This is a genomic window from Vibrio sp. B1-2, assembly GCF_963888445.1.
GTDB lineage: Bacteria > Pseudomonadota > Gammaproteobacteria > Enterobacterales > Vibrionaceae > Vibrio > Vibrio anguillarum.
Window position 1 is genome coordinate 177290 of the sequence record NZ_CAWPJH010000042.1, and the last position, 22374, is coordinate 199663.

18 protein-coding genes are annotated in these 22374 nt (G+C 45.4%); 5 read left to right on the forward strand and 13 right to left on the reverse strand.

Annotation, left to right across the window (positions count from 1 at the left end):
* Window positions 1-234: 234 nt before the first annotated feature.
* Both AACQ75_RS15535 and phhA read right to left on the reverse strand, forming a co-directional pair.
* On the reverse strand, window positions 235-567 hold the full coding sequence (locus tag AACQ75_RS15535; protein WP_017049984.1) for a 4a-hydroxytetrahydrobiopterin dehydratase: 333 nt from the start codon (window positions 565-567) through the stop codon (window positions 235-237).
* Window positions 560-1351, reverse strand: coding sequence for a phenylalanine 4-monooxygenase (phhA, locus tag AACQ75_RS15540; protein WP_170889004.1), 792 nt, complete (start codon window positions 1349-1351; stop codon window positions 560-562). The genes AACQ75_RS15535 and phhA overlap by 8 nt, the downstream gene beginning before the upstream one ends.
* Window positions 1352-1613: 262 nt before the next feature.
* Between phhA and AACQ75_RS15545 the strand changes: the two genes are divergently transcribed.
* Together AACQ75_RS15545 and AACQ75_RS15550 are read left to right on the forward strand one after the other, a co-directional pair.
* On the forward strand, window positions 1614-3587 hold the full coding sequence (locus AACQ75_RS15545; RefSeq protein ID WP_170889033.1) for an acetoacetate--CoA ligase: 1974 nt from the start codon (window positions 1614-1616) through the stop codon (window positions 3585-3587).
* A gap of 132 nt (window positions 3588-3719) precedes the next feature.
* A complete protein-coding gene (locus AACQ75_RS15550; RefSeq protein WP_019280760.1) occupies window positions 3720-4664 on the forward strand; it encodes a LysR family transcriptional regulator in 945 nt (314 codons plus the stop codon).
* Window positions 4665-4975: 311 nt separating this feature from the next.
* Here the strand turns inward: AACQ75_RS15550 and AACQ75_RS15555 are convergent, their stop codons facing one another.
* Window positions 4976-5557 (reverse strand): class I SAM-dependent DNA methyltransferase, encoded by a 582-nt coding sequence (locus AACQ75_RS15555; protein WP_249339370.1) that lies wholly within the window; start codon window positions 5555-5557, stop codon window positions 4976-4978.
* A gap of 213 nt (window positions 5558-5770) precedes the next feature.
* Between AACQ75_RS15555 and AACQ75_RS15560 the strand changes: the two genes are divergently transcribed.
* Window positions 5771-6649, forward strand: coding sequence for a LysR family transcriptional regulator (locus tag AACQ75_RS15560; RefSeq protein ID WP_010319645.1), 879 nt, complete (start codon window positions 5771-5773; stop codon window positions 6647-6649).
* 219 nt (window positions 6650-6868) lie between these two features.
* Window positions 6869-7765 carry a cation diffusion facilitator family transporter gene (locus AACQ75_RS15565; protein WP_017043151.1) on the forward strand — a complete coding sequence of 299 codons (897 nt, stop codon included), beginning with the start codon at window positions 6869-6871 and terminating at the stop codon, window positions 7763-7765.
* 75 nt (window positions 7766-7840) lie between these two features.
* Here the strand turns inward: AACQ75_RS15565 and yddG are convergent, their stop codons facing one another.
* From yddG to AACQ75_RS15585, 4 genes are all read right to left on the reverse strand, one after another.
* Window positions 7841-8755 (reverse strand): aromatic amino acid DMT transporter YddG, encoded by a 915-nt coding sequence (gene yddG, locus AACQ75_RS15570; RefSeq protein ID WP_170889006.1) that lies wholly within the window; start codon window positions 8753-8755, stop codon window positions 7841-7843.
* Window positions 8752-9351, reverse strand: coding sequence for a sugar O-acetyltransferase (locus tag AACQ75_RS15575; protein WP_026028176.1), 600 nt, complete (start codon window positions 9349-9351; stop codon window positions 8752-8754). Before AACQ75_RS15575 ends, yddG begins: the two co-directional genes overlap by 4 nt.
* A 171-nt stretch (window positions 9352-9522) precedes the next feature.
* Complete coding sequence (locus tag AACQ75_RS15580; protein ID WP_026028175.1) at window positions 9523-9921, reverse strand: OsmC family protein; 399 nt, start codon at window positions 9919-9921, stop codon at window positions 9523-9525.
* A 30-nt stretch (window positions 9922-9951) separates the two neighbouring features.
* Entirely contained in the window at window positions 9952-10938 is a 987-nt protein-coding gene (locus AACQ75_RS15585) for a Gfo/Idh/MocA family protein (protein ID WP_013868419.1), read from the reverse strand.
* 849 nt (window positions 10939-11787) lie between these two features.
* On the opposite strand from AACQ75_RS15585, the gene AACQ75_RS15590 reads away from it, so the two are divergent.
* Window positions 11788-12231: a dCMP deaminase family protein gene (locus AACQ75_RS15590; protein ID WP_010319355.1), complete on the forward strand. Its 444-nt coding sequence runs from the start codon at window positions 11788-11790 to the stop codon at window positions 12229-12231.
* A gap of 76 nt (window positions 12232-12307) precedes the next feature.
* On the opposite strand, the gene copI is transcribed toward AACQ75_RS15590, so the two are convergent.
* The 6 genes from copI to AACQ75_RS15620 all read right to left on the reverse strand — a co-directional run bounded on the left by copI (window position 12308) and on the right by AACQ75_RS15620 (window position 22224).
* On the reverse strand, window positions 12308-12820 hold the full coding sequence (gene copI / locus AACQ75_RS15595) for a copper-resistant cuproprotein CopI (RefSeq protein WP_176428603.1): 513 nt from the start codon (window positions 12818-12820) through the stop codon (window positions 12308-12310).
* Between the two features lie 76 nt (window positions 12821-12896).
* A complete protein-coding gene (locus AACQ75_RS15600; protein WP_017049977.1) occupies window positions 12897-16025 on the reverse strand; it encodes an efflux RND transporter permease subunit in 3129 nt (1042 codons plus the stop codon).
* Window positions 16022-17524, reverse strand: coding sequence for an efflux RND transporter periplasmic adaptor subunit (locus AACQ75_RS15605; protein ID WP_170889007.1), 1503 nt, complete (start codon window positions 17522-17524; stop codon window positions 16022-16024). The genes AACQ75_RS15600 and AACQ75_RS15605 overlap by 4 nt, the downstream gene beginning before the upstream one ends.
* A 9-nt stretch (window positions 17525-17533) precedes the next feature.
* Window positions 17534-18946, reverse strand: a complete 1413-nt coding sequence (locus AACQ75_RS15610) for a TolC family protein (RefSeq protein ID WP_170889008.1) — start codon at window positions 18944-18946, stop codon at window positions 17534-17536.
* An 82-nt stretch (window positions 18947-19028) separates the two neighbouring features.
* Window positions 19029-19445, reverse strand: a complete 417-nt coding sequence (locus tag AACQ75_RS15615) for a hypothetical protein (RefSeq protein ID WP_170889009.1) — start codon at window positions 19443-19445, stop codon at window positions 19029-19031.
* Window positions 19446-19557: 112 nt separating this feature from the next.
* Complete coding sequence (locus AACQ75_RS15620) at window positions 19558-22224, reverse strand: ATP-binding protein (RefSeq protein ID WP_170889010.1); 2667 nt, start codon at window positions 22222-22224, stop codon at window positions 19558-19560.
* Window positions 22225-22374: the final 150 nt, after the last annotated feature.

Below are 22374 nucleotides of genomic sequence, written 5' to 3' on the forward strand. Positions count from 1 at the left end.
GCTTTTCAAAGTGTAGGTCACGGTTTGGCTTTTGCGTAGAAAAACGACCGGATACATCCAAACAACTTGTTGAAGTTGCAGGTAGGCGGTAAGTGAGCTCATCCCCATGAGCACAAGTAAACTCTATGCTGGGGTGAGCAAACGTAGCCAGCATTGCTGCAGCTTCAAGTGCACAACGAAGGGAAAATAACCACCAGGTCGAGTTATAAACCTAAAACATTGATAATATTAACTTTAATCGATTAATCCATCACATTTTGCGGCGCAGATAAAATCGTTTTTGTGCAGTCCTTTGATGGAATGGCTCCACCAAGTCACGGTCACTTTGCCCCACTCTAATAACAAACTGGGGTGGTGGAATTCCGCTTCAGCTAATTGAGCAACTTGGTTAGAAAATGCCCATGCCAACTTGAAGTTTTTGAACACATACACTTTTTCCAACTGGGGGATGCCATCACGTACAACAATAGACCACCCCTCAAGTTCAGTGAGTAGTTGCTGCTGCTCGGGGATCGATAATGCTAGCGCATCAAGGCTACAAGCTTCACAACGTAATTCTTCAAGCATGGGTCTCTTCCTTGGGTTGAAATAAGGGGGCCAACAAGCCTACCTGCATGGCACTTTCTACCTGCTGTACAAGATTTTCTTGACTCAAATGGTACAGATCTCGTAGATCATCCAACACATAGTAAATGGGTTGCATTATATCAATACGATATGGCGTTCTCAGCACTTGTTGGATGTCAAATTTTTCACGTATGGCCGTTTGATTATCAAGGCTATACACGGTTTCAGCGGGGGAGGATAAAATACCTCCGCCATAGATTTTTACACCGTCACTTTCTTGCACTAAACCAAATTCGACCGTAAACCAATAGAGCCGCGCCAAATAAGCTCTCTGTTTTGGGCTCGCGTTAGCCCCAAGCTTGCCGTAAACCTGAGTAAATGATGCAAAATCAGGATGAGTAAGCATCGCGCAATGACCAAAAATCTCATGAAAAAAATCCGGTTCTTGCAAATAGTCAAACTCTTCACGGCTACGCAAAAACGTGGCAACTGGAAATTTTTTCTCTGCCAATAAGGCGAAAAATCGATCGAAATTAATTAAAGCGGGCACCGGCTCGACTTGCCATCCGGTTTCACGTTGCAAAATACGGTTGATATCGGGCAACTGAGGAACCTGATCTTTAGAGAGTTGCAGCATCGCTAACCCATCCAAATAGGCTTGGCATGCTCGCTGCTCAACGACGGTCTCTTGACGTGCGATCAGATCATACCAAATCCGATTCTCTTCGTTACTCCAGTCAATGAAACCTTTGCTATTTAATGGCTTAGAATGATACTGCGTCATACCACAACCTTTTAACAAACCGATTACATTAAGCCTATCGCCTCGTGAAAAGTCTGCCAATCTTAGGCTCGACATCTGACGACGCTCACGCGTAACAAATATTTTACATTTATGGTTTTTTTACTTAGATATCATGGATATGATTATGGCCAACCCGTTTGACTTTACGGCATTCGCCGACAACACTAAACAGTGCCAACAGATCAGAAAATAAACGGATATATACCCACTTGTAGGGAACGCGATTATGTTTGAAGAAAATTTGACGCCGCACACACCGCTTTGGGTCCCTAGCCAAGACCGCATCAAAGCGTCCAATTTAAACCAGTTTATTGAGCACATTAATATGCAAGGTGAGGCGATAGAAAGCTACTCACAACTGCATCTCTGGTCCGTTGCCGAGAGAAAACAATTTTGGTTAGAAGTGTGGCAATTTTGCGATGTGATCGGCTTTCGTGGTAACTGCATTTACGGTGAGGGGATTGCGAGATGGGACGACTTCACCGCCGCCAGAGACACAATTTGGTTTCCCCAAGCACAATTGAACTACGCGGAAAATCTGCTCTCTTATGCGTTTCAACAACCAGAAGGCATTGCCGTTTGGTTTAAAAATGAAAATGGGCAAAGCAAGAAGCTAACATGGCAGCAACTCAGTGATCAGGTTTCTATTATCCAGCAGTGGTTAAAACAAAATGGAGTTGAAAAAGGTGATGTTGTCGCCGGTTACTTACCCTATATGACCGAAACTTTAGTGGCTATGTTAGCGACTACTAGCTTAGGAGCCGTTTGGACATCAACCTCTCCTGATTTCGGAGTCGACAGCGTAGTAGAACGTTTCGGCCAAGTACAACCCAAAATTTTATTCTGCTGCAATGGGTATACGTTTAATGGCAAAACCCATCTCATGGAAGAAAAAAACGGTCAGATTGCCGATGCTATTTCGAGCCTACACAACATTTGTCAGATCGAATATTTACAGCAACGCTCACTCACGGCTGATTTTAACGACGCTTTTTCTGATTGGAATGCGATTCTCGCAAGTTACCTTCCACGTGGGCTACGCTATGAACGCATTGGCTTCAATGACCCACTGTTTATCTTGTACTCATCAGGTACGACAGGTAAACCCAAATGCATCGCCCATTCGGTTGGCGGTACGATTTTAAATCATCTCAAAGAGCATCAATTACACTGTGACATTCAACCGGGCGATCGTGTGTTTTATTACACCACTTGTGGGTGGATGATGTGGAACTGGCATGTTTCGGCGCTCGCTAGCGGTGCTACGTTGGTTATTTATGATGGTAGCCCAATGTATCCGCAACCGGGTGTATTGTGGGATTTGGCAGAAGAAGCCAACATCACTTTGTTCGGTACATCGGCCAAATATTTAGAGGCACTGCAAAAAACCGCGTATTCACCGAGCGATTACTGCCCTCTCTCCTCACTGAAAACATTATGTTCAACAGGTTCGGTTTTGTACCCAAAACAGTTTGATTATGTATACGCCAACATAAAAGCGGACTTACACCTCGCCTCTATCTCGGGTGGAACCGATATTTGTGGCTGCTTCGTGCTTGGCAACCCCATATCGCCGCTGTATCGAGGAGAATGCCAAGGCGCAGGCTTAGGACTTGATGTCGCCGTATTTAACGACCTTGGTCAACCCGTGATACAACAACGGGGAGAGTTAGTCTGCCGCAACAGTTTCCCTAATCAACCCATCGGGTTTTGGCATGACGATGGCCAACGTTATCACGATGCGTATTGGAGCAAGTTCTCTGGTGTATGGCACCACGGTGATGAAGTTGAGTGGACCGACAATGGGGGAATACGTTTTTATGGGCGCAGTGACACTACCTTAAACCCTGGAGGCGTGCGTATCGGTACGTCGGAAATTTATCAGCAAGTGAATAGCTTGCCTGAAATACAAGATTCGGTCGCAGTGGGTCAGAAAATCGATAATGATGAGCAGATCATCCTTTTTGTACAACTGACTCCACAGTGCGAACTCAACACCCTACTGGTGAACACCATCAAACAGCGCCTAAGAGAAAACTGCTCCCCTCGTCATGTTCCTGCGCAGATCCATTCCATCAGTGATGTGCCACGTACCAAATCCGGAAAACTGGTAGAACTCGCGGTGAAGCAAGTACTGCATGGCGAGACAGTCAAAAACTTAGGTGCAATTGCTAATCCTCATGTATTAGAAGAAATCCACGCGCTGTTTACATAAACATTATTCTTGAAATAAAGGCGATTGAACTTGATGTAGGCGCATAGCGGTAAATATTTCGGCAGCTTGTCAAATAACCCGCATCTTTTCGTGTAATTTGTCAGTATGTCAGTGATATGCTTTTGAAAAAGTTTGGAGGAACCGCCTTTATTTATGGATTATATTCACCTTTCAAGAATCAGTTTAAAACACTTAACAGCGCTACACGTCATGCTCAGTACCCGCAGCGTCACGCAGACAGCAGCCCAGCTCTGCATTAGCCCTTCAAGCATCAGTAAAAACTTGTCGCAATTGCGCATTCTCTTGGAAGATGAACTATTTTATCGTGACGGTACACATTTGATACCTACCCCTTTCGCGCTACAAATGGGCCCCACTGTCCATTCAATCCTCTCTAGCATGAATGGATTGCTGCATCACTCAAATTTCGAACCTCAACATTATCAGGGGAAATACCGCCTTGCGATGCGAGAAAGTGCCTTTGAGTTGTTTGCTCCTATTTTGACAAACGTAATAAAAAATCATGCACCGCAAGCTTCCTTTACTATCTACTCGAAAGATCACTATGGCTTCGATGCCCTGCAAAGCGGGCTGATTGATTTCGTCATTTTGCCACACGATATCAGCCAGCCCCCAACGCGAGATAAAGAACTCGTGTGGGAAGTGATTGCTCACGATGAAATGGTCTGCTTAATGCGTAGTGATCATGCTTTAGCCAATGAAGTACTCACTATCGATCACTACCTTGCTCAATCGCATATCGGCATCATGGACAAAGAGCTGGCTGAACCTTTTTTTGAACAGAATTTAGCTCAATCTCATCGAGCTCGTCATGTTCCGGTTGTTGTTGCTGACTTTGGTGCGGCCGCCATCTTATGCAAGCATACTGACTCACTCTTTACTTGCTCCAAACGCTGGGCGGAACAAGCGATGCAAGCTAGGGAGTTGCTCATCAAACCGTTACCTTTCAATTATGGGAAAGTGGCTTACAGCTTAGTGTGGAACAAGCCCAGTATGAACGACCAAGCTTTGAAATGGTTGTGTGATCAACTCAAAAAACCACACAGATGTTTGTGAATCAACATTGAAAATTTAGCTCAATGCTCAAAATAAAGTAGCTCAATGCTTAAAATAAAGAAGGCCAGCACTATTTTGCGCTGGCCTTCTTTATTTATCTTCTGATGTGTTTTTATTTTTGCTTAACCCTAGCCATGAGTTATCAGTCAACAAACAGAATTATTCGTGATCAATGCCTTATAGTCTTCTAGGGAGAGTGACTATCATGACACTTATCAACAAGCTAGAGCTTACGCAAGTTGGTCATTATGGAACAGTGAAATAATGTAAATAAGCCATTCTCAATCTGGAAAACCATCAACTTTATGATGTTATTTCCTACCAATGCCCATCACTACTGGCGCTAGACCTTTTGAATTTTTAACCTTAAACGCAACTGCGGTTTCCACTTGGCTAAAACCTGCGCTTTTCAGTTGTGTCTCAATTTGGTTTTGGCTAAGACCATAGTCAGGATCATCTTCTTCAACCAACCAGTCCCAATGAATAAAAATGCCATGCTCATCTAATAGAGAATGAATGATGGTAAATACTTCATTAAGATTCGGCACAAACGCGCACACAGATGACGCCACAACAAGATCGAATTGTTTGCGAAAGGCCGGATGTTGCGCGACTAGACCACGGGTCAGAAAATCCACCACGGGTTCAACGTTGACCAACTCTTTTTTATCCAACTCTTCAATCATGGCCTCAGAGCCATCGAGCGCGACAATATCTCTGGCATGGCGAGACATCATTTGGCTCAGCAAGCCCGTACCACACCCGAAATCAAGAACATGTTTACCTTCGAGAGTGACCCGTTTCTGCAATTGCTGAAACACATTTTGAGCAAAAAGCGTTGTGGATTCGTCCTGCTCCCACTGAGCCGCACACTCATCCCATTCGTTCGCCATCATGGCCTCCGTGTTACTTCTTGTATTGGGGAAATTTTCCCAAGAATAAACCAAAACTGTGTTACGTTCATAGAGTTACAGCTCAATCTTGACTAAGAAATGATGAACTGGCTTTGATTGGCGAGAAAACCGTCAGTTGGTAGAAGAACATCAGATAGGCAGTGGTACTAAAATTGTTTATGATCAACCCATTATTGTGCCTTAGAGAACGTTATGAACCTTTCTCAAATTGAAGCATTTTTCTCTGTCGCGGACACTGGCTCAGTCTCCGAAGCGGCGCGACAATTAGAATGTAACCGAACCAAACTCAGCATGGCGATTAAAGCGTTGGAGAAAGAGCTCGATACCGCTCTTTTTGTGCGCACCGGCAACAACCTGACTTTATCTGAAGCGGGGAAAGCAATTTATAAAGATTGTGAAAGTGTTTTGGTGACCATTGCGCGAATAAAACACACCTGTACGCAAATATCACGGGGCTTCAACGCCGAGATGTGGATTGCCCGTGATGATTCTCTTCCTGATGCCTTGTGGCAAGATTTTGCACACCAGCTGAATAATCGTTTTCCCGCGACCTCGTTTAACCTTGTATTGGCTTCAAGCGGCGACTTAGCCAACTTGATTGCCACTCATCAAGTCGATTTTGCTTTTGGCGTCGATTACGAAAGAATCAACGACCCGCGGATCACTTATCAACCTTTGGGTAAAATCCGGATGATGTCGGTGTGCAAAAGTGACCACCCGCTAACTAAAATTTCGCGAGTCACCGACGAAGAACTGCGCAGAGCAATGCAAGCCGTGATGGTCTATTTAAACGAAAAAGATAACCCCGAATTACAACCTTTCTCTCGTCGCTACATTGGCTTCTCCAGTTTCGATTACATGCTCAATACCATCTTGACTGAGAATGCATGGGGCGTATTGCCAGAACCTTTAATTCGCCACTTCCTACGTGAACAAAAACTAACGGTGATTAAGCACACCTACGGTCTCACTCAAGAAGATTACTGCATGTTTACGGCCACGGGCATGGCCGAACACCCTGGCATGAACTGGTTAGCCGATAAGTTGCGTGACTATTTGTTTGATTTTTAATTTTCGTTGTTTAGCTTTCAAGATGCCCACATTTCAAACAATCTAAAGCGAAGACAGTCAGCGTCAATTATCCTGACAGGCAAATGACAACATAACTATTTGTTTTAATTAAAAATAAACTTAACCCCCAATATTCAAGCCAACGACCAATGCACTTAGAGATTGTCAAAACCGTGCTTTAAGCCAAAATAACAGCATGTTTTCAACAGGTAGTCTTTTATGTGTGCTCGAACAAGAAATAATGAAAATCGCATTTTGACGATTTCGGCCCTTTTAGCTTCTGGCTTTGCTGGTGGCGGACTTGTGGTTGGTATGCTTGTCGGTTCACTGGTTATCGTGTTTGACGGTGTGTATTCACTGGTTAGTTTGCTGTTAACATTATTGTCGCTGGTGGCGTCACGCTACATTCGTAAACCTTCTGACTCAACTTTTCCCTTTGGACGCGCGGTGCTAGAACCTGCGGTTATTGCTATCAAAGCCAGCGTTATTTTGTTAGTCGTGAGTTATTCTTTGTACTCGGCTGTCATGGCATTGTTTAGCGGTGGTCGAGAAGTGGATGCTTCTATCGCAACTGTTTTTGGCACAGTGAACGTGATTGGTTGTGCGATTGCGTGGTGGTTCATGGTCAACAAGAGTAAACGTTACTCTTCTGGTTTGATTGACGCTGAAGTAAAACAGTGGCAAATGGACACGCTATTAAGCGTCGCGGTAACGGTCGGTTTCATTGCCGCTTGGTTGATGACCTTGTCTCCTTGGGCAAAATATGCCGTCTATGCCGACCCAATCATGATGCTATTAATGTCGTTTTACTTTATCAAAGTGCCTTATGACATGCTTAAATCGGCAACACGTGAATTGTTGATGATGTCACCAAGCAAAGAGATTTGTAAAACCGTGGATCAAGGTGTCATTGCCGTAGGTGAAGAATCAGAGCAAGATATCGAGTTGACTGCGGTGACTAAAGTCGGTCATGAGCTGTGGGTCAATGTCGATATTCGCCCTGATGAGAATGAAATGATTGCACTCGAAGATATCGAAAGTACTCGTCGCTCGCTACATAAGCGTTTATCAAAGCTGCCATTCGTACTGCAATTAACCATGAACGTAGCTCGTTAATCAGTCTCAATTAAACGGAAAAAGCCCTCTCGTTCCCGAGAGGGCTTTTTTATACATAGCAAAGCTGTTGCGATATCAGGCTATTGGCATTTTCTCTTGCACCGTCGATTGACGTTCTCTGGTCGCCCACCAACAAATTAAAGAACCCATCGTCACCATAATCACACCTTGCCAAAAGCTTACCCCAAGCGCTACACCTAAGATTAGCGATGAAAGCAAGGTTGAAATCACTGGCGTAAAATAAGAAAGAGTCGCCAATAGAACCATGTTGCCACGCAAGATTGCCACATTCCAAAGTGCATAACCGCTGCCCATCACCACACCCGTTAACGCTAAATTCAAGGTTGCTGGAACGGTAAACACTAAAGTGCTTTCGCTGCTAAGAAAATACTTAATCCAGAGGGCGATAGCAGTAGTCATAAAGAACAGGATAATGGCATTTTGTCCATTGGCTAACTGTTTGGTGATATTGCAATAAACAGCCCAAATAATCGCCCCGCCAAACGCCATGCTATAGGTTAAGGGATTAGTCGCAATATTGGCTGATATTTGCATCACCGAGAATCCACTATCACCAGTAATGGTCCAAGCAACCCCGACAAATGCGAGCGCAACGCTTGGATACACCAGAATATGGACGGGTTTACGGCTGAGAAATACCGCAAACAACACCGTCAAGGCTGGCCACAAATAGTTAATCACCGCCATCTCGAGCGCTTGATGGCGATCATTGGCCATACCTAACGCTAATGCTAAGCAGATTTCGTAGCTCACAAAAAGCGCGCCACCGATCAGAACATAACGCAGAGAGAAGTGTTTGAATTTAGGCACGCCCATGACAAGCATCAGAAATACTGAGCTCACAGTGTAAATCAGTGCCGCCCCACCAATTGGGCTAAATTGCTCGGTGACCGTTCTGATTAGCCCCATTAGACAGCTCCACAGCAAGATAGCCGCAACACCAAATAGTGTATGTTTATGCTGCTTCAATGATGCCCTTCCTTAACTGAACTATGCAGGTCAGATGTTCCATTCATTTCTTTTAATGAACGGAGCACTCTCGCTGGTGTGCCTCCGACTAGGCTATCAGCTGGTACATCCTGATTGACCACTGAATTTGCCGCGACAACCGAACGCGCACCAATCGTGACTCCTTGATTAATCACAACGTTGCCACCAATCCATACGTCATCTTCAACCGTAATCGGCTTACAAAATGTTTCCCACAAGCGGCGGCTGCGATAATCCAAAGCATGCGCTGGTGTATAAAACTGGGTGTTAGGGCCAATCAAAACATGATTACCAATCGTGATTTTAGCGCCATCAAGCATAGTGACATTCATGTTGATAAAGGTTTCATCACCAATGGAAATTGTTTCACCGAATTCACAATAGAAAGGAGGCTGCACCACACTTTGTTGGCCAATTTGACGATATAGCTGAGTTTGCAATTGATGGCGGGCTGTAGCATCGGCGCATTGGTTGATCTGCAACAGTAAATGTCCTGCTTTGCTACGAATAGCTTCCATTTCTGGGTCTGCACCGTCAAACACCATACCATTCATCATTTTTTCCATTTCGGTCATGAGCCGTTCCTCCTTATGCATCTAGTTTATTTAGACTACTTGGATAAACAAAAGAAAAAAGAGAAAAGCTCACTGTTTCACTTTCCTCTTTAATTTCAACCAACCTGTAACGCACAGGAAAAGACAAGATCAGAGCATATTGCTTTTTCCTAGTTTTATTGATTGAATGGCTTAAACAATCGACCAACTGTGAGTCATTGTGACACCTTTGCCTAACATTAAGCAGACAGAACAGTACTTTTCTAATGAATCGGCCGTCACTTTTTCAACGACATTAGGGTCAAGATCAACGCCTGATACGTCGAAATGGATATTGACTAGCGTAAAAATCCGCGGTGCGGTTTCACGGCGCTCAGCCGTCAATTTGGCGTTACATGCCGTGACCTGTTGATTGGCCGATTTTAAGCCATCAACCACATCCACAGAGCTACAACCTCCCGCAGCCATCAGAACCATCTCCATCGGGCTAGGCGCGGTTGCACCACCACTGCCATCCATCACCACCGAATGACCAGATTGGGATTGGCCCAAGAACTTGAAATTTTCGACCCACTTTACTTCAGCTTGCATTATTTTTGCTCTCTTCTCTGTGCGATGAAACTACAGGTTATCGGTTGGAAAAATCACGCCCGTTTGGCGGCGTATTTCTGTCAATAATTTGGAAACGGTGAGTGAGCGTAATTTGCATTGCTCATCTATTGTCTTGTTCTGTATCTGATCTGCAAATTTTTGTGCTTCGTAAAACATGCGGTTGGCGTGTTGCTCAATACTCAGATCTTGGGTTTGACCACCACGGTTAATTCTCGTGATGCGGTTGCAGGTAGAAATCATCTCAACATGCAGTGCGGCCTCTTCACCTTGAATTTCGCTCGGCAAATAGGAGTCACTGGTTTTTGAATGCATTAATAGCACATCAAAACCGTCATATCCTAAGATCACACTGCCGTTACCATCAACCCCCGTCTCCAGTAAATGCGCTTGGGCTTGCACCGATTTAGGCTCACCAAACAGTTCAATGGCTGAGCCCAAACAGTAATAACCAATATCCATGATCGAACCATTAGAGAACTCGGGCAAAAAGGTATTGGGCATCTCACCCTTGAGATATTTAGGGTAACGAGAGGAATACTGGCAGTAGCTGAGCACCGCTTTACGGATAGCGCCAATCTGCGATAGCTCTTGTTTGAGAACGGAAAAATTGGGCAAATGTGGGGTTATAAAGGCCTCGAATAATACTACGCCATGCTGTTTGGCAACTTGATACATCTGCTGTGCTAATGAGAAATCAGAAGCCAGCGGCTTCTCACAGATAACATGTTTGCCCGCTTGCATCATTTGAATCGACTGTGGACCATGCAGTACATTCGGGCTGGCGATGTACACGGCATCCACATTGTCACTCTCACCTAGGCTCTTAAGGTCAGTAAACAAAGCAGGAGCATCGTATTTTTCGGCAAATTGTTTCGCCCTGTCCAGCGAACGGGAATAAACCGCTACTAGCTGAAATTCCCCCGTTTTTAATGCCCCTTCGATAAATTGGTCAGTAATCCAGTTGGTTCCAATAACAGCTAAGCGAATCATCATCATATCCTTTCATTATTTTCACCTATTATCTGGAGTTACTCCGCAGGAAGCAATGTTAACCTCACCACTTATTATTTTCAGGTGGCCATTATTTTCAGGTAACAAAAATAAAGAAAACCCCACTAAGCTCTCGCTTAGTGGGGTTCCAGTTCTTACTCGCAGCAATCCAGCTACTGATAAGTGCTCCCTGCATCAATTCCTTGATAGTCTGCTAATTCCCTCAGCGCATTCCCTTTCATCGCCTTCCTAGCGGTGTCCTTAACTCCGTCGTCCCGACAGATTTGTGCACTTTTCCTTTGCACCGTCCATTAACTTTCCTTGATAACCATCCTAGTTATTCAGCATCCAGCTAATGTCTTTCGCTATCCTTGCCGATCATTCTTCCTGAATTATCGAATCTTCGTCCTGAAGATGACCTATCCTTGGGTCTTTCCTGTTCCGTGTCCGCTTCCTGCTGACAACTTCAGATTACGGATTTCACTTTTTTCAGCAATCCCCCACCTGTTGTTTTTTCTCTACCAGAAAGACACCGAATGAAAATTATCATTTAAATTCAAATAATTACAGAAATTCAATCTCTTTTTATTGCATAGCGAAACGTTAAAGTCTCACGATACGTGTAAGAGATCTCTCACAAACTTAATCCTATAATTGCCTATCGCCGCAGCTAAGATACCCGCACGAAATGAGATAGAGCTCTCACTCTAATACTGATTGGCACGGCTGAATTCTATTTAGAAATGAGAATTGCTCTAGACTAAGTGTGAGAAAACTAGGATATTAATGTCGATCTTAATCACACATCTCCCTCGCTACTGAGGAAATGCAAGAAAATCGTCAGAGGAACAACACATGATTTCGAAATGGGCACAGCGCTTTTACCAAATGGCAGAACTTGTTGGCTCTTGGAGTAAAGATCCCTCCACGCAAGTCGGCGCAGTGATCACGAAGCAAAATCGCATCGTTTCGGTTGGATTTAACGGTTACCCGCATGGTATTTCAGACAGTGCAGGCACCGATGATCGTGATATGAAATACCTCAAAACACTGCATGCTGAGGAAAATGCCATCCTATTCGCCAAGCGTGATTTGGATGGTTGCGAAATTTATGTGACACATTTTCCTTGCCCAAACTGTGCAGCAAAAATCATTCAAACTGGGATTTCCGCAGTACACTGCCCAGAGCAAACAGAAGACTTTTTATCCCGTTGGGGTGATAAGATCAAAGTCAGCCAAGATATGTTTTTACAAGCGGGTGTTAAAGTAAACTGGCTACCGCTCAGTGATTTGAAATAATTAATCAATGGCCAAAAAACCGCCCTGCCAAATTGGAAGGGCGGTTTTTTCTTTTAACGAGTTAGCGTGACAACTTTTACTGAAGCTGAATTTTCTTAATCATCCCAGCTTCAGCATGGCCGGGTATATTGCAGGCAAACTCAACATTATTATCACCATGGAAGTGCCATAACAGTTGTTTCGCTTTACCCGGTGCCACGGTGACGGCACTGCCGCCATCGTGTTTATGATTGCCCATTTGGCGCATCATTTCTCGGTGTTTTAGCTGCTCGGCGGCTGAACCAATCGAAAATTCGTGGTCAATTTTGCCCGTGTTCATGACAACAAATTGCACCACGTCATTCGGTTCGATGTTGACCTCTTTTTTGAAGGTGATTTTCATGTCATCCGAGAGTAAAACATGCACCACTTTATCGGGTTTTGCTCCTTTAGCAGGCATGCCGACTTCTGACATGTCATCCATCGCCATGTTCATCGTGTCTGTTTGCTTCATCACCATGCTGCCATGATCCATTTTGCTATGATCCATTTCAGCCATGACAGAAGAAGTGAACAACGCCAGTGAAAGTGTGATTAGTGTTTTTTTCATTTTGATTTTCCTTAAATTCATTCAGTTACTATTTATTTTCCGATTAGTGCTTAGCTTTTACTTTGCCAGCTGCACGCTATTTGAGTGTTGCGATTTCACGGTTTTTCCATAACTTGAATACCGCAGGTAGAACCAATAATGTGAGCAATAGTGCTGAAGCCATGCCTCCAATCATGGGGGCGGCAATGCGCTGCATTACCTCCGAACCAGTTCCCGTGCCATACATAATCGGGATCAGGCCAATAATAACTGTCAGTACCGTCATCATGACTGGGCGCACGCGCTGCCCTGCTCCTTCGCCAATAGCATTGATGAGATCTTGGCTGTCAATGACCGCACCATTTTCTTGCGCATCAATTTTTTTGTAGTGCCAAGCTTGGTTTAAATAAACCAGCATGATCACACCAATTTCTACCGCAACACCTGAAAGTGCAATAAAGCCCACCCCCACGGCGATTGAAAAGTTGTAGCCAAGGTAGTGCATCAACCACACGCCACCCACCATCGCCAGCGGTAATGTCGCCATAATGATCAACACTTCTCCGATTCGCCGGAAACTGAAATAGAGTAGCAACATAATGATTGCGATCGTGATCGGTGCGACAACACTTAAGCGTGCTTTTGCTCGCTCCATGTATTCATATTGACCAGACCATACGAGAGAATATCCCGCTGGCAGCTGTAATTGCTCCGCTACCGCTTGTTGCGCCTCTGCCACATATGAACCGAGATCGCGTCCATCAATATCGACAAAGACCCAGCCATTTGGCCGTGCGTTTTCGGTTTTGATCATCGGCGGGCCGTCTTCGTAGCGAATATCAGCCACATCGGCCAAGGCCAAACGTGCACCGTTTTGAGTCACCAAAGGTAAGTTTTGCAGCTTCACTACCGAATCACGGTAATCTTGCGGGTAACGTACATTGATCGGGTAACGCTCTAACCCCTCAATGGTTTCCCCTACATTCATGCCCCCCACTGCGGTTGAAACCACTTGTTGCACATCTTTAATGCTTAGCCCATAGCGCGCCGCTTGTAACCGATTGATGTCTATCGTTACATAACGTCCACCAGCCACACGTTCAGCATAAACCGATGCCGTGCCTTGAACGCGGTTAAGGATAGGTTCAAGTTGCGCACCGATGGTTTCAATCTGTTTGAGATCGGGACCCGCTATCTTGATACCAATCGGCGTTTTGATCCCTGTAGCTAACATATCGATGCGTGTTTTGATTGGCATCACCCACGCGTTGGTTAACCCCGGAAATTGCACTAAGCTGTCAAATTCCTTACGTAGCGATTCTGTGGTTACGCCTTCACGCCATTGATCGCGAGGTTTAAGTTGGATCACCGTTTCAATCATGGTTAAGGGCGCGGGATCGGTTGCGGTTTCTGCACGCCCCATTTTGCCCCACACGGTTTTGACCTCTGGTACGGTTTTGATGAGTTTATTGGTTTGCTGCAATAGCTCACGCGCCTTACCAATCGAGATCCCCGGATAGGTTGTCGGCATGTACATGAGATCGCCTTCATCTAATGGCGGAATAAACTCACTGCCTAATTTGCTCATTGGGTAATAAGCGGAAGCCATTAATGCCAAAGCCAATACAATCATGCTTTTGGGATAACGCAAACTCAGGTTGAGTAGTGGACGATAAAGTGCCACAAGCCCTTTATTGATAGGATTTTTGTGCTCGGAAATAATATTGCCACGCACAAAATAGCCCATAAGAACAGGGACGAGCGTGATCGCTAAACCTGCCGCAGCGGCCATGGCATAGGTTTTAGTGAACGCCAATGGCGAGAACATCTTGCCTTCTTGGCCTTCGAGTGCGAAGACGGGCACAAAACTTAACGTAATGATAAGTAGTGAGAAAAATAGTGGCGCACCGACTTCTTCAGCGGCTTTGCCAATCACCTGCCAGCGATTTTTGTCGGTCAGTGGGGTGCGTTCAATATGTTTATGCACATTTTCGATCATCACAATCGCCCCGTCGACCATAGCACCGATAGCAATGGCGATCCCCCCAAGTGACATGATGTTGGCATTGATACCTTGCCAGTGCATCACAATAAAAGCCGATAGAATGCCCACGGGCAAACTCAAAGCAATCACTAATGATGAGCGGATATGGAATAAAAACAGCGCACACACGACCGCAACGACAATGAACTCTTCTGCTAGCTTATGCCAAAGGTTTTCAACGGCTTGATTGATCAAGGTTGAACGATCATAAGTGGCAACAATTTCGACACCTTCCGGTAAGCTGCGTTGGAGATCAGTCAATTTCGCTTTGACGTCATCAATCACTTGGCTAGCATTTTCACCAAAACGCATCACGATCACACCTCCAACCGCTTCTCCTTCACCGTTAAACTCAGAAATACCACGACGCATTTGTGGGCCAAGGTTAATATCCGCCACATCACCTAACAATAATGGCGTTCCTTTGTCGGTCACTTTCAGTGGTAGCGCTTTAATGTCATCAATACTGGTCAGATAGCCACTGGTGCGTACCATGTGTTCGGCTTCCGCAACCTCAATCACTGACGCTCCCGACTCTTGGTTACCATTTTGGATCGCCGCATTGATTTGTTGCAAAGTCAGGTTATAAGCGCGTAGCTTTGCCGGATCAATTTGCACTTGATACTGCTTAACCATGCCGCCAACGGTAGCCACTTCGGAGACACCATTCACCGTTTGTAGCTCGTACTTCAAAAACCAATCTTGCAAACTGCGTAGCTGCGCAAGATCGTGTTGGCCGGTTTTATCTTGCAGTACATAACTGTAGATCCAGCCAACCCCTGTCGCATCCGGCCCCAAGGTTGGTTTGGCATTGGGTGGCAGTTTTGGCGTCACTTGACTTAGATATTCCAATACCCGCGAGCGAGCCCAATACATATCGGTTTTATCATCAAAGATGATGTAGACGTAGGAATCACCGAAGAATGAATAGCCACGGACCGTTTCTGCCCCCGGAACGGCAAGCATCGCCGTTGTGAGCGGGTAAGTGACCTGATCTTCCACTACCTGCGGCGCTTGGCCGGGATAGCTGGTTTTGATGATCACTTGCACATCTGAGAGATCCGGTAAAGCATCAACAGGTGTGTTCTTTACACTGTAAAGTCCGCCCAAAGTGAGAAACAGAGCCGCCACCAACACCAAAAAACGGTTATTGATCGACCAACGAATAATCGCACCAATCATTGTTGACCTCCTAACGTTTCTGCGGCGGTAATGTTCGTCTCACTACTTGCCTGCTCACTCGCTTCCAGTGCTTTTAGTACATATTCGTCACCCTGCTTTGCCACTAGAAATCGAACCCTTTGCCCTTCAGCAAATAAGCTGAGATCAAACTCCTCCTCAACCGTGAAGTTCATCTGCCCCGCTTGCCAGCCCCATTTGCTTACCGGTTTATAGTTAAGTGTGAGCATCCCAAAATCAGCCATAAGCGTACTGATGTCTCCCGTAAGCCAAGCTTCATTGGCAGCTTCCACCCCATTAATGCGTGATAAATCAGCGCTTTGGCTCGACTCTGAATCCAACAGAAAATGTGCCGACGTGACGACCGTGTCTTGCTCCGTTAACCCTTGTAAAACTTCAAGGCGCTCGCCTGCTTCGCGGCCAACTTCAACCCTTGCTGAACGGTATTTGCCATTTCTTTCAGCAAGTACGACGCGCGTCATGCCGCCCGAATGAATAACTGCTGATTTAGGAATGGTGAGCACCGCTTGTTGCGATACGGGCTGCAAAGCGATATTGGCGAACATGTTAGGCTTCAACTCGCCCTTCGGATTGAGAAATTTCAAACGCATACGCAGCGTTCGGGTTTTCGGATCCAAAATGGGATAGACGTAATCTATCTTCCCTTGCCACTCCTTGCCGGGAATAGCATCCAGTGTCATTGACGCTAAACTACCCGACGTAATCCAATGTGCTTGGCGCTCGAATACCTCAGCGTCAACCCACACTTCGTTTAAAGGGCCTGCGCTTATCACCGCTTGCGCTGGCGATAAGTATCCCCCTTCGCGAATATTCAAACTCGCAATCACCCCATCAGCAATGGCTTTGACCTCTATCGATTGAGTGGCTTTTCCTCGAGCGATAATCTGTTTGATCTGTGTACGATCAACCCCCAGTGAAACCAAACGCTCGGTTGCTCCTTTCAGTAAACTTTCACGGCTGGCTCGATGAGCATTTAACAGCTCCTCCTGCGCTTTAACCAACTCCGGAGAGTAGAGCGTAAATAAGACATCGCCTTTACGAACCTGCTCTCCAACCGCATTAATGTTCAGTTTTTCAACCCAACCAGCAACGCGAACGTTCGTTTGCCACAATAAACTGTCATCAAACGCAATGTAACCCACTGTCTCAATGCGTGGAGATAACTGCGCAAACACCACGGGTTCCGTTTTCACACCCAAGTTATTTTCGACCGCAGCACTGATGGTCACCGTGCCACTCTTCTCTTGTGCTTGCGTCGGCGATTCGGTGTACACAGGGATGAGGTCCATCCCCATCGGTGACTTACCCGGTTTATCGCGTTTATAGTTTGGGTCCATCGGCGCAACCCAGTACAGCGGTTCAGACATCGCATTGGTTGAGTTCATTGCCTCCATATCATGACCAGACAGGTATTGATTGATACTAAACCCCAGTAATCCACCTATCGCTAAGGAAAGTACGGCTATGTTTAATGGTTTCATTGAGTTCTCCTACTTTTCTACAGGCGTAAGTGTTTCTAAAGAGGTAAGTGAAGGGGCAATAGCTTGAAAATCGAACCCATTTAATAGATAAGCGAGGTTACTTTTGGTTAGGTTTAAATCGGTCATTAGGCGTACTTGCTCTAATTGCAGCGCTAGTTCATCGCTGGCGGCACTGACGACATCATTAAACTGGGAGGTATTGTTTTCATAGCCTCTCTCAACCGCTTGAGTGCGGGCTTTCGCTTGCGTTAATAAGGTGGTTTGATAGCGCGATAAACGCTGTTCGAGGTTCATTTTATCAACCAATAAGGCATTCACTTTGGCGTTCATCTGCGCCAATAGAACATCGCGCTGTGATTTAGCCGCGCCCACTTGATATTGCGCCGCAGCGTGGTTTCTATCTTGGCGGCTCCCCGTAAACAGCGGGATATCCATGGTGAGATAAGCACTAACCATATCGGCTGCGGGTCCGCCTTGCATGCTGTTTGCTTGACGATAGGCGTACATCACTTCCACACCAAACTGAGGTTGATAGGCCGTTTGTGCTATTTCGACTTGCGTTTGGTTGGTGTGAATTGCCGCTTCTGCCATGCCGACCATCGGGTGAGTGACCAATAAAGCATAGTGAGTGGTGCTGCCATTAATGGCAGCCAATTGCACTTCCAAACGGGACCAGTCCACTGACTCTTCAGCGGCTAACATAGGCTGTTCAACCAACCAAGCGCTACCTAACCATTCGGATAATTGCGACACAATGCGTTGCTGCATTTGTTGATTGGCTTGTAATTTTTCGTCCAACTTGGAAACTTGTAACTGCGCTTGCAGCAGATCTTGCGCTTCGCTTTTACCTAATGAATAGTTCGTTTCAATAAAACCAGCCAGCTCACGCATTAAGGTTTGGTTTGCCCGCACAATACGTTCAGCGCGTTGTTGGTAGCCTAACTCTAACCATAATTGAGTCATGCTGTTTGCCACTTCCAACTCACGTAAATCAACCTGAAGCGCAACGCCACTGGCTTGTTGCTTTGCTTTTTTCGCTTGTAATGCCAAGCTTGAACCCCGTTCAAACTGCTGCATTAAGCCCACAGAAATGTTAGTCATAGGATCTTCATCAAACTTAAAACTATCAATGGGCAAACCACCAAAGCCAACTTTGATCTTAGGATCCATCAGGGTTGAACTGGCCATTCCAGTTTCTTGTATTGCTTGAGATTGAGCAAAATATTGCTTGCGGACGGCATCATTCGCTAATGCAGCGTCAATCAGCTGAGCTAATTGTTTTGCATGCGAATCTGGCTGAGCCATCGCGGCTTGTGAGGCTGCATTCACCATCAAGGGGAATGACAAAACGCCCACTATACTGATCGACCAAGCGATCACAGAGAGTTTAAGGTTCACAATAAAATTCCATCTTTCATGCATCGCAAAAGGTTGAGATGCAACAGAGAGTCACGAACCTAGTTAAAGGCCGCACAAACACGCCATAGGCGTAATGAAAGAGAAATTAAACGATAGGGGGACGGTAAAGTGAGCGGGCGACCATCACAATGCCACGCGTTGCTTCTGCATTGATCAACAATAAAACCGCGTGAGGTGTGAAGGGTTGGTGTTCAGTGATAAAGAAAGCTAACGTGGTCATGCACATGACGCTGCAACAGGAATCAACACCTTGGTCGCTGTGATCGATACAATCGTTACTCATCGCTGATGAAGTCATGTCACTTGCATCGGAATCATGGTGAGCGGCGCTCATATTTGAGCAGTGTTGCGGCGGGTTTGCATCGTCAGTCACTGAATGGGATACAGCCGAAATCGGTGACATTGTGATCGCCATTAAAGGTGCGCTAGACACTAAGCTTGAAGCAAGCAGCGTCATCATCACCAACATGGAAACCCAAATTGTATGCAGCGAAAGTTGCATATCCAATATCACTATCTGACTGAAAACTCCCACAGACTAAAGCTTGCCCTAGGGGTAAGGTCAATTAATTTAAATTTCGAAAATCGATAAAAATAGCGATTAGGCTATCTTCTCAAGAGTTCGCCACTTGCAGATCGCTAAAAATATCAAAAAGTTGCTTGGATTTATAAGGTTTGGGCAAATACGCATCCATGCCCGCGTCAAAGCAGCTTTTAATATCCTCCTCCAAAACGCTGGCGGTTAAGGCGATAATGGGTAATTTTTCAACGCCTTGCTCTTTTTCCCATTCGCGGATTTTCTTAGTCGCGGTTAAGCCATCCATCACTGGCATCATGCAGTCCATTAACACCGCAGCAAAATGTCCCCCTTGGGTGATGGCATCTACCGCTTCTTGCCCGTTGTTGGCCACCACATAACCAATCCCTGCTTTTTCAAGGAAGAAGCTGGCGATTTTTTGGTTCATCAAATTGTCTTCAACGATCAAAATACGCTTATGATTGCACTCTAAGTAGTCTAACTGACTCTCCTCGACTGGCGTTAAAAGCGTTTCTGTATCGGCCACTAATGCTTTGAGGGCACGTTCAAAACGCGCCCCTAAAAAAGGCAACGTGATACTTGCCTGCGCAAGATGAATTGCGTCTTTGTTGACGAACAAGTGATGCTGCAGAACCACTATTTTTGCACTTGAAAAATGCTCACGTAGCGCAATGAGATCCGATTGCACGCTGTGGCTTAAGCTTTGGCAATATAAAATACATACGGCGCTAAGCCCACTCTTGACTGCTTGTTCAACATCACGTGCTTCATTGAGTTGAATCCCCCATTGAACGCATTCACGCCGAATAGCGGATGAGTAGTTAGACATATTGGTAATTAACAACGCCTGCGTGGCAAGAGGCTCAACTTGCGGCTGATCTTCGGCAACCTCAATCGGAACGACAAATTCAAAGCAGCTACCTAAGCCTTTAGTGGACTGTACATGAATGTCACCCTGCATCAGATCAACTAATTGACGGCAGATAGCCAACCCTAACCCAGTCCCACCAAAACGACGGGTAATACTGCTATCTTCTTGAATAAATGGATCAAAAATCGTGTTCAACATCTCTTTATCGATGCCACTTCCCGTATCGGATACAGCAAAACGTATCGAGGTTATATCGCCCGTTTCTAAGGTTAAACCCGTGTTGACATAACCATCTTTGGTAAATTTCACCGCATTGGACAACAAATTCATCAAGACCTGCTTCAGACGATATTCATCCGCGATGATAAAACGAGGTAATGCAGGGTCGAGATAAATATTAAGCTCGATATGCTGGCTCAACGCTTTCGCGTTCACCAAGTTCACCGTGTCGTATACCAATTCAGCGAGTTCAAAGCGATGCGGAGCAAGCTCCAAGTTGCCTGATTCAATTTTAGATAAATCGAGAATATCGTTAATCAAGATCAGCAACGCTTGCGAAGAGGTATCAATATCGGCCAGGATTTCACGCTCGTTCCCCGTAAACTCGCTGCGTGACAATATTTCAGTCATACCGATAATGCCATTAAGAGGCGTTCGGATCTCATGCGACATATTGGCTAAGAACGCGCTTTTGGCTCGATTAGCGGCAATTGCCGCTTCCTTTGTTTCCACCAAAGCACTCTCGTACTGTTGCTGTTTCTCAATAATATGGTTGAGATTGATTGTAAAACGGGAAAACTCATCTTTGCCATCAATCGGGATCTGTTCAATGCCGTTCTGCTTTTCACGCAATCGACTCATGGTATTGATGATCCGCTTGAGCTTTGACGAGATGCGAGATGAGGTACTTGCTCCTAGCACAAATAGCAGCGCCAACACGGCTAACAGCGATGCCGATATACTTAACATACCCATTTTTTCTTGCTGGAGACGCACATTCAGTTGAGCCGATAAGTGTTGGTTGACACTTTGCACCAGTTTATCTATCGCCAAGTAACGCTCTTCCACATTTTTGACATAAGAAGCTAGTGCTTGAGGATCGGCTTCATTACTAACGATTTTTTCGCGAATCAAAGCGGCTTGGATAAATTCAGGTTGCGTAAACGACAGCATCAGTTGTTCAAGTTGAGCACCGTTATCAATGATACGTTCGAAGTATTGTTGCTGGCGCTCAACAGCTTGAAAGTATTCTGTTTGTCGAGATTGAAACACCTCTTGATCCATGGTTAATTCTTTGATTAACCACGCCTCTTTTTGCACCCAAAATGCAAACCAATGCAGGTCGCTATACACCAGATCCAAGGTATGGATATCAACAGGCGCAAGAAAACTGTTGGTTTTTTGCAGATCGGCCATCACTTCATACAAAAGATTAAATACTTGGCGGCCTAATTCTAGGGTCTCGCTTTGTGAGGCCGACGGCAACTCATCCAACAAATGGTGAAGGTCAAGCACACGGTTTTCTATCAATGTACGGTTACTTTTACTCCCAAAATGACTATTTGTAGAACCTGTATCCAGCACAATTTTATCCAGCGATTCAGCTAGATCCTGCTTGAGCTGCGGCCGAGAGTCCTCGCTATTTTCGCTGCGCAGCTGCGCACTGAGCAAGGTATAAAAAAGGGCTGAACTGGTGGTGACCTGATTGATTGCTCCAATCTTTTGGTTCAACACATGGTATGTGTCTAAACGGCTTTCAAATGGGAGGAATAGACGCCATGCCACAGCCAGAATAACCAGTGTTGGTATGAGGCAGAGTAAGAACAAGCGTGCCTTAATTGAGAAGTGGGTAAGTATTACCATTGTTATCATCCTTGGAAGTAATACATCCTAGCCAATGGTTAAATAGTAGACGTTATTTTATGCGTCTGCGCTCTTATTAAGATAAAACCAGCGCAGTAACGAAAGCATTGCGTGTCACGATTCATCCAATAAGCGTGATGGTGAATTAACCGAAAACTC